The sequence below is a fragment of the Flexivirga lutea genome (genome assembly GCF_054778955.1).
In genome coordinates, this window is record NZ_BAAGZB010000001.1 from 1,359,758 (window position 1) to 1,366,469 (window position 6,712).

Annotated in this window: 7 protein-coding genes and 1 tRNA gene; 6 read left to right on the forward strand and 2 right to left on the reverse strand. The window is 69.3% G+C overall.

Going from position 1 to position 6,712, the window contains the following annotated elements; genetic code table 11:
* Positions 1-100 precede the first annotated feature (100 nt).
* From ACYVBN_RS06375 to ACYVBN_RS06385, 3 genes are all read left to right on the forward strand, one after another.
* Positions 101-931, forward strand: a complete 831-nt coding sequence (locus tag ACYVBN_RS06375) for an aminotransferase class IV (protein WP_460599767.1) — start codon at positions 101-103, stop codon at positions 929-931.
* 46 nt (positions 932-977) lie between these two features.
* Positions 978-1,391 (forward strand): TIGR02611 family protein, encoded by a 414-nt coding sequence (locus ACYVBN_RS06380; protein ID WP_460599768.1) that lies wholly within the window; start codon positions 978-980, stop codon positions 1,389-1,391.
* Positions 1,392-1,478: 87 nt separating this feature from the next.
* A tRNA-Val gene (locus ACYVBN_RS06385) sits at positions 1,479-1,552 on the forward strand.
* A 60-nt stretch (positions 1,553-1,612) separates the two neighbouring features.
* Here the strand turns inward: ACYVBN_RS06385 and ACYVBN_RS06390 are convergent.
* On the reverse strand, positions 1,613-2,371 hold the full coding sequence (locus ACYVBN_RS06390) for a FadR/GntR family transcriptional regulator (RefSeq protein ID WP_460599769.1): 759 nt from the start codon (positions 2,369-2,371) through the stop codon (positions 1,613-1,615).
* Positions 2,372-2,459: 88 nt separating this feature from the next.
* Here ACYVBN_RS06390 and ACYVBN_RS06395 point away from each other — a divergent pair, with 88 nt between their 5' ends.
* From ACYVBN_RS06395 to ACYVBN_RS06405, 3 genes are read left to right on the forward strand one after another with little or no spacing between them, the layout of a single operon-like run.
* A complete protein-coding gene (locus ACYVBN_RS06395; RefSeq protein WP_460599770.1) occupies positions 2,460-3,386 on the forward strand; it encodes an alpha/beta hydrolase family protein in 927 nt (308 codons plus the stop codon).
* 33 nt (positions 3,387-3,419) lie between these two features.
* Positions 3,420-4,814, forward strand: a complete 1,395-nt coding sequence (locus ACYVBN_RS06400; protein WP_460599771.1) for an APC family permease — start codon at positions 3,420-3,422, stop codon at positions 4,812-4,814.
* A gap of 2 nt (positions 4,815-4,816) precedes the next feature.
* The gene (locus ACYVBN_RS06405; protein ID WP_460599772.1) at positions 4,817-5,755 is read left to right on the forward strand and encodes an acetamidase/formamidase family protein; all 939 of its coding nucleotides are present in this window, start codon (positions 4,817-4,819) and stop codon (positions 5,753-5,755) included.
* 28 nt (positions 5,756-5,783) lie between these two features.
* On the opposite strand, the gene ACYVBN_RS06410 is transcribed toward ACYVBN_RS06405, so the two are convergent.
* On the reverse strand, positions 5,784-6,590 hold the full coding sequence (locus ACYVBN_RS06410; protein ID WP_460599773.1) for a UbiA family prenyltransferase: 807 nt from the start codon (positions 6,588-6,590) through the stop codon (positions 5,784-5,786).
* Positions 6,591-6,712 lie beyond the last annotated feature (122 nt).

Here is a 6,712-nt window from a genome sequence, read left to right on the forward strand (position 1 = left end):
GGTGATTGTTCCACCACCGTCTCGTATGCCGCGTCCGCGTCCTGGATGCCGCCTGACAGTGAAAGGATGATCACACCAATTTCGAACTGTGGAGGGTGACATGAGCGTGCGGGTCTGGGTTGACGGCGAGCTGGTCGACGACAAGCCCAGTGTGCGAGCGTTGGACCACGGCATCACCGTGGGCGACGGCGTCTTCGAGACGGCGAAGGTGGTCGACGGCCGACCGTTCGCCATCGACCGGCACAATGACCGGCTGGACCGTTCGTTGCACGGCCTCGGGCTGCCGTCGGCCGACCGTGATCGGCTGCAGGAGGGCTTCGACGCCGTCCTCGCCGAGCCGCTGGACTTCGGCCGGTTGCGCTACACCGTCACCGCCGGCGAGGGTCCGCTCGGCTCGGACCGCAGTGCCGGCCCGCTGACCTACATCGTGGCCTCGATGCCCGTGGACCGTCCGGCACCGACCACCAAGGTCGTCGTCGTGCCGTGGACCCGCAACGAGCGCAGTGCCGTCGCCGGTCTCAAGACCACGTCGTATGCCGAGAACGTCGTCGCCCTCGCCGCCGCGAAGAAGGAAGGCGGCAGTGAGGCGATCTTCGCCAACAACCGCGGCGAGCTGTGCGAGGGCACCGGCTCCAACGTCTTCGTCGTCGTCGACGGCGAGATCCTCACCCCGAAGCTGGAGTGCGGTCCGCTCGCCGGCATCACCCGGGCGCTGACCATCGAGTGGAGTCGCGAAGCCGGCATCCCGGTGCGCGAGGAGATCCTGCCGATCAGCGTGCTGGACACCGCGGACGAGGTGTTCATCACTTCCTCCACCCGCGACGTGCAGGCCGTCTCGGCGGTCGGCGACCGTGAGCTGGCCGCACCGGGCCCGATCACCGGCAAGGCAGCCGCAGCGTTCGCCGAGGCGTCCGCCGCCGGTCGCGACTGACCGGACGGCCGACCCGGTGCGCGGCGAGCAGGTCGAGGAGCGGTCCGTGGACGACACCGGCGTCCGTGACCGCTTCGCCTGGCGGGCCCGGATCAGGGCCAACCCCACGGCATACATCTTCTATCGCTTCGGTGTCGGGCTGCTCGGCCTGCTCGTCGTCGCCACGGGCATCGTGCTGCTGCCCCTGCCGGGGCCCGGCTGGGTGATCATCTTCGTCGGCATCGGGATCTGGGCGACCGAGTTCACCTGGGCCAAGCGGCTGCTGCGGTTCGCCAAGGCGAAGGTCCAGCTGTGGACCGACTGGATGGGCCGGCAGAACTGGCTGGTGCGGGGGCTGGTCGGCGTGGGCATCGTGGTGCTGGTCGCCGCCTGCTTCTGGCTGGTGTTCCTGGTCAGCGGTGTGCCGGGCTTCCTGCCCGATCAGGCCCAGGAGTGGCTGGGTCGTCTGCCGGGGCTGTGAGCCGCGACCCGATTATGCGCGTGCGCGCGGCGTCGGCTACTGTTGGCGCTCGCAGCACGGTCCGTTCGGCGGGTCGGCGCCGCACCCGGATGTGTAGCTCAGCTGGTTAGAGCGTTCGCTTCACACGCGAGAGGTCAGGGGTTCGAGTCCCTTCACATCCACCGAATTTCCCGGTCCCTGCTCTGCGCCAGAGCAGGGACCGTCTTCGTATGGCGCCCTGGTCAGGCCTCCCCACCGACACGGCGCAGGCTGGCCCGCATGGTTTCCAGGGTCAGCGCGAAGTGCGCCTGAGCGCTCCGATTGGCCGCGTCGGCGGCTCCGTCGATGACATGGCCGACCAGCTCGATGTGCTGGGTCAGGGCGTCGTCGTAGAACTCCTGGGTGTAGGGCTCGGCCCCGAAACCCAGGGTGGCCGCGGCGGTGAGGTGCGCCCCGAGTGACGTCAGGTGCGGATTGCGGGCAGCGGCGGTAATCAGGCCGTGCAGCCGCCGGTCGATGGTGCGTGCCTCGATCATCGAGCCGGCACCGCGGAAGTCCTCGAGCGCCTGCGCCAGTCGGGCCTTGTCATCGGCGGTGCATCGTTCGGCGGCCGCTCGGGCGATCATCCCTTCGACCATGCACCGGAAGTCGTAGAGGTCCAGCAAGCGAGGGATCTCGGTCTCCAGGGTGCGCCGCGCCACGTCCGGCGCGACGTCCTCCCAGGAGGCCTGCGCGACGAAGGTGCCACCGGATCGCCCGCGGCGTGCTTCGATCAGCCCGAGCTCGGTGACCTGCTGCAGCGCTTGGCGCACCGTCACTCTGCTCACGCCGAGCGAGGTGGCCAGTTCGCGCTCCGGGGGCAGGCGTTCACCGGGGGAGTAGGCACCGACGGCGATGGCGGTGACCAGACGGTCCGCCAGCGAGGTCGTCTTGGTCCTCGCCCCGGTGTCCAGCGGGGCGACGACCGCATCGTCCGGCAGTTGCGCTTCACCCGTGGCCACGCCGTCAGTGTAGGCAACGTCAATGCAAAGGTATTGTCATGGGACCTTTTTAGTGGTTCACTCGGTCGCGCCGACCCGAGGAGGACCCATGACGACGACCCACGACACTCGCTTCCCGGCACCCACGACCGAGGGTGAGGTGGACTTCCGCGGCCACCGCACGTGGTACCGGGTGACCGGGGAGGTGCGTCCGGATGCCGAGCGCGCACCCTTGGTGGTGCTGCACGGCGGGCCCGGAGCCGCACACAACTACACGCTGACGATGGCCAACCTGGCCCGTGACGGCCGGGCGGTCATCCACTACGACCAGCTCGGCTGCGGCGGCAGCACCCACCTGCCCGACGCCCCGGCCGAGCTGTGGACGCCTGAGCTGTTCGTCGACGAGGTGCGCAACCTGACCGCAGCCCTCGGCGTCGCGGGCAGCTTCCACCTGCTCGGCCAGTCCTGGGGTGGCATGCTCGGCCCGGAGGTGGTGCTGGCCGACGACTCCGGCATCCGCAGCCTGACCATCTGCGATTCCCCTGCGTCGATGGGCCTGTGGCTGGATGCGGCGAACACGCTGCGGCAGCGTCTGCCGCAGGACGTGCAGGAGACGTTGCTGCGGCACGAGGCCGCAGGCACCACCGATTCCGCGGAGTATGCCGAGGCGATGAAGGTCTTCTACGACCGTCACGTGTGCCGGGTCGTGCCCAACCCGCCGGAGGTCGCCGATTCCTTCGCTCAGATCGAGGCGGAGCCGACGGTCTACCACACCATGAACGGACCCTCGGAGTTCCATGTGGTGGGTTCCCTACGGGAGTGGTCAGTGGTCGACCGGTTGAGCGGCATACGCGTCCCGACGCTGGTGGTCGCCGGCGCTCACGACGAGGCGATGCCCTCGGTCTGGCGGCCCTTCCTGGACCACATCCCGGACGTTCGCTCGCACGTCTTCCCCGAGTCCAGCCACATGCCCCACGTGGAAGAGCCCGACGCCTTCCTCGACGTCGTGGGTTCGTTCCTGCGCGACCACGACTGACAATCCCGCGACCCCGTCCTGCGAAGGCTTCCGATGTCCAGCAACAACCGTCCCACCCTCGGCGAGGGAGAACTCGCCCAATTCGGCTACAAACAGGAACTCAACCGCGGCCTGTCGACCACGGACCTGTTGATCTACGGCCTGGTGTTCATGGTGCCGATCGCGCCGTGGGCCATCTACGGCACGGTCTTCAACGAGGCCAAGGGCATGGTCCCGTTGGTCTATGTGATCGGCATGGTCGCGATGACCTTCACCGCCCTGTCCTACGCCCAGATGAGCCGCGCCTTCCCGATCGCCGGGTCCGTCTACGCGTATGTCGGCCGCGGCATGCATCCGAAGCTGGGCCTCATCGCCGGGTGGACGATCCTGCTGGACTATCTGCTGGTGCCGACGCTGCTGTACGTGTTCGCCGCGGAGTCGATGTCCGGCATCTTCCCGGCCGTGCCGAAGTGGGTGTGGATCCTGGTCTTCCTCGCCCTCAACACCGCCGTGAACTACATCGGCATCTCGTTCACGGCCGTGGTGAACCGCGTCTTCCTGGTCGCCGAGCTGCTCTTCATCGTCATCTTCATCGTGATGGCGGTCGTCGCGATCGTGCACGGCACCGGTGGCGCCCGGGTGACGAGCACGCCGATCTTCAACTCGGCGGAGTTCTCCGCCCCGCTGGTCGCCACCGCCCTGTCGATCGCCGTGTTGTCGTTCCTGGGCTTCGACGGCATCGCCACCCTCGCCGAAGAGAGCAAGGGCGGGCACCGGTCGGCCGGCATCGCGATGATCGGTGGCCTCCTCCTGGTCGCGCTGTTCTTCGTCAGCCAGACCTGGCTGGCCGGCATGTTGGTGCCGGACACCACCTCGTTCCCGGACGACAAGGCGGGCAACGCCTTCTTCGACATCGTCCAATCGATCAGCACGCATGGCTGGCAGATCGCCTTCCTGGCGATGAATGCGCTGGCGGTGGGCATCGCCAACGCCGTCGCCGCGCAGAGCGCGACCTCGCGGTTGCTGTTCTCGATGAGCCGCGACGGGCAGTTGCCGCGGTTCCTGGCTCACATCAACTCCCGGACCAAGGTGCCCGAGCGGGCGATCCTGCTCGTCGCCGGGATCACGCTGGTCCTCGGCGTCTTCTTCGTCGGCCAGATCGGCACGATCAGTTCACTGGTCAACTTCGGTGCCCTCACGTCCTTCCTGCTGCTGCATCTGTCCGTGATGACGCACTACGGCATCCGCAAGAAGTCCACCAACATCCTGCTGCACTGGGTGTGCCCGGTCATCGGATTCCTCATCATCGGCTTCGTGCTGTGGAATGCCGAAGCGGCCGCCAAGATCGGCGGGCTGTCCTGGCTGGCCGTCGGCGTCCTGGTGCTGATCTACTACAGCCGCAAGGGGATCGGCATACTCCCCGAACACCGCGCGGATCCGGAGGGCTGACCATGACGACCACACACCTCATCACCAAGGACCAGGCCCGCGCCGGTTATTCGGCCACCCACGAGCCGGTGCTGTCGGTGCGGCCCGGGACCGGCGAGCGGATCACCTTCGAGACCGACGACGCCGCCTACGCACAGATGGACCAGCTGCGCGACCTGGCGAAGATCACCGCGACGCTGAACCCGGTCACCGGGCCGCTGCACGTGCAGGGCGCGCAACCCGGCGACGCGCTCGCGGTGACCATCCACGACATCGAGATGGCCGACCACGGCTGGTCGGTCTACCTGCCCGGCGCCGGCGCGCTGGCCGGTCCGATGGGCGAGGACTGGTATGTGCGTCGGGTGCCGGTGCGCGAGGGGATCGTCCAGCTCACCGACCGCATCAGCTGCCCGGTGGCACCGATGATCGGATGCATCGGCGTCGCGCCCGCGCAGGGGGAGATGTCGACCGTCATGCCGTCCTATCCCACCGGCGGGAACATGGACCTGGCCGACGCCCGGCCCGGATCGACCGTCTACCTGCCGGTCGAGGTCGACGGCGCGCACCTGGCGATCGGCGACCTGCACGCGGTGATGAGTCGCGGCGAGAGCTCCTTCGTCGCCATCGAGATCGCCGGCCGGGCGACCGTCAGCGTGGACCTGATCAAGGGCATGGCACTGCGCGCTCCCAGGATCGACACCGGTGACGAGATCGTCTGCGTCGGACTGGGCGACCCGGTGCAGGAGTCCATTGTCCGTGCCTACGAGGACCTGTTCGCCGTACTCACCGAGCAGCACGGCTTCCTCCCGGGCGACGCCTACACGGTGATGAGCGCACTGGCGCACACCGAACTCGGCGGGCCCACGGGCTCCACGGCGCCGGACCCGCTGCACCCCTTCCGGGCGATCGGGCAGGTGACCGTGGCCCGCATCGCGAAGAGTGTCATCGCGCAGGCCGGTTAGCGGTCGACCGCAGTCCTCGGGTGTGCCGTCATCGCCCGACGAGCAGTGCGACGTCGAGCACCGCGATCGCCACTGCGGCCACGAACGGCGCGCGACCACGCAGCCGCGCCGCGAGTCCGGCCAGCACGGTGGTCAGCCCGAGCGTCGCCCAGGCCCAGGCCGGCACCGGCGGGCCGGGGCCCAGCACGACGACGGCGGATCCGGCGAGCAACACGATCGGCGCCGCCAGCTGCACCCCGCGGGGGCCGAGCCGCTGCGGCAGGCCTCGGACGCCGCTGCGGATGTCGTCGGCAAGATCCGGCAGCGCGTTGAGCAGGTGTGCTCCGACGCCGAGCAACGCACCCGCGGCCATCGCCCAGCCCGGCGGGTAGCCGCGTCCGGCACGCGCGAGCGTCACGATCAGCGGCAGCGCCGCGAAGGCCACGGCGTACGGCAGCGGCGACCACAGCGTCCGCTTCAGGCGCAGGTTGTACGCCCACCCCGCGGCCACGCCGCAGACCAGATGGACCGAGCCGGCGGGCGCGCCACAGGCGAAAGACGCTGTCACGCACACGATCCCGGCAAGTGCGATCGCCCGCCGGACGGTGGCCGGGGCAACGTCACCGCGGGCCAGCGGCTTGTCCCGCCGCCCGGCGGCACGGTCGCGGCCCACGTCGAGCAGATCATTGGACCAGCCGATGGTCAGCTGTCCCGCCAGCACCGCGATCAGCAGCGGCACGGCCGTGCGCGCGGTGTGGCCGTAGGCGACCGCGAGCAGCGCGGTGACCGCCGTGACCGCCGCTGTCGGTGCCGGGTGGCACGCCGCGAGCAGGGCACCGCCCGGAATGCGCTTCATGGGATTGACAGTAGGAGGCCGGGGTAGGTTCTGGGGGTGAGCCATCTCGCCGCCGTGTCCGCCGTGCTCCCGGAGCACCAGCACGACCAGCAGGAGGTGACGGCCGCCTTCGCCGCCATGCT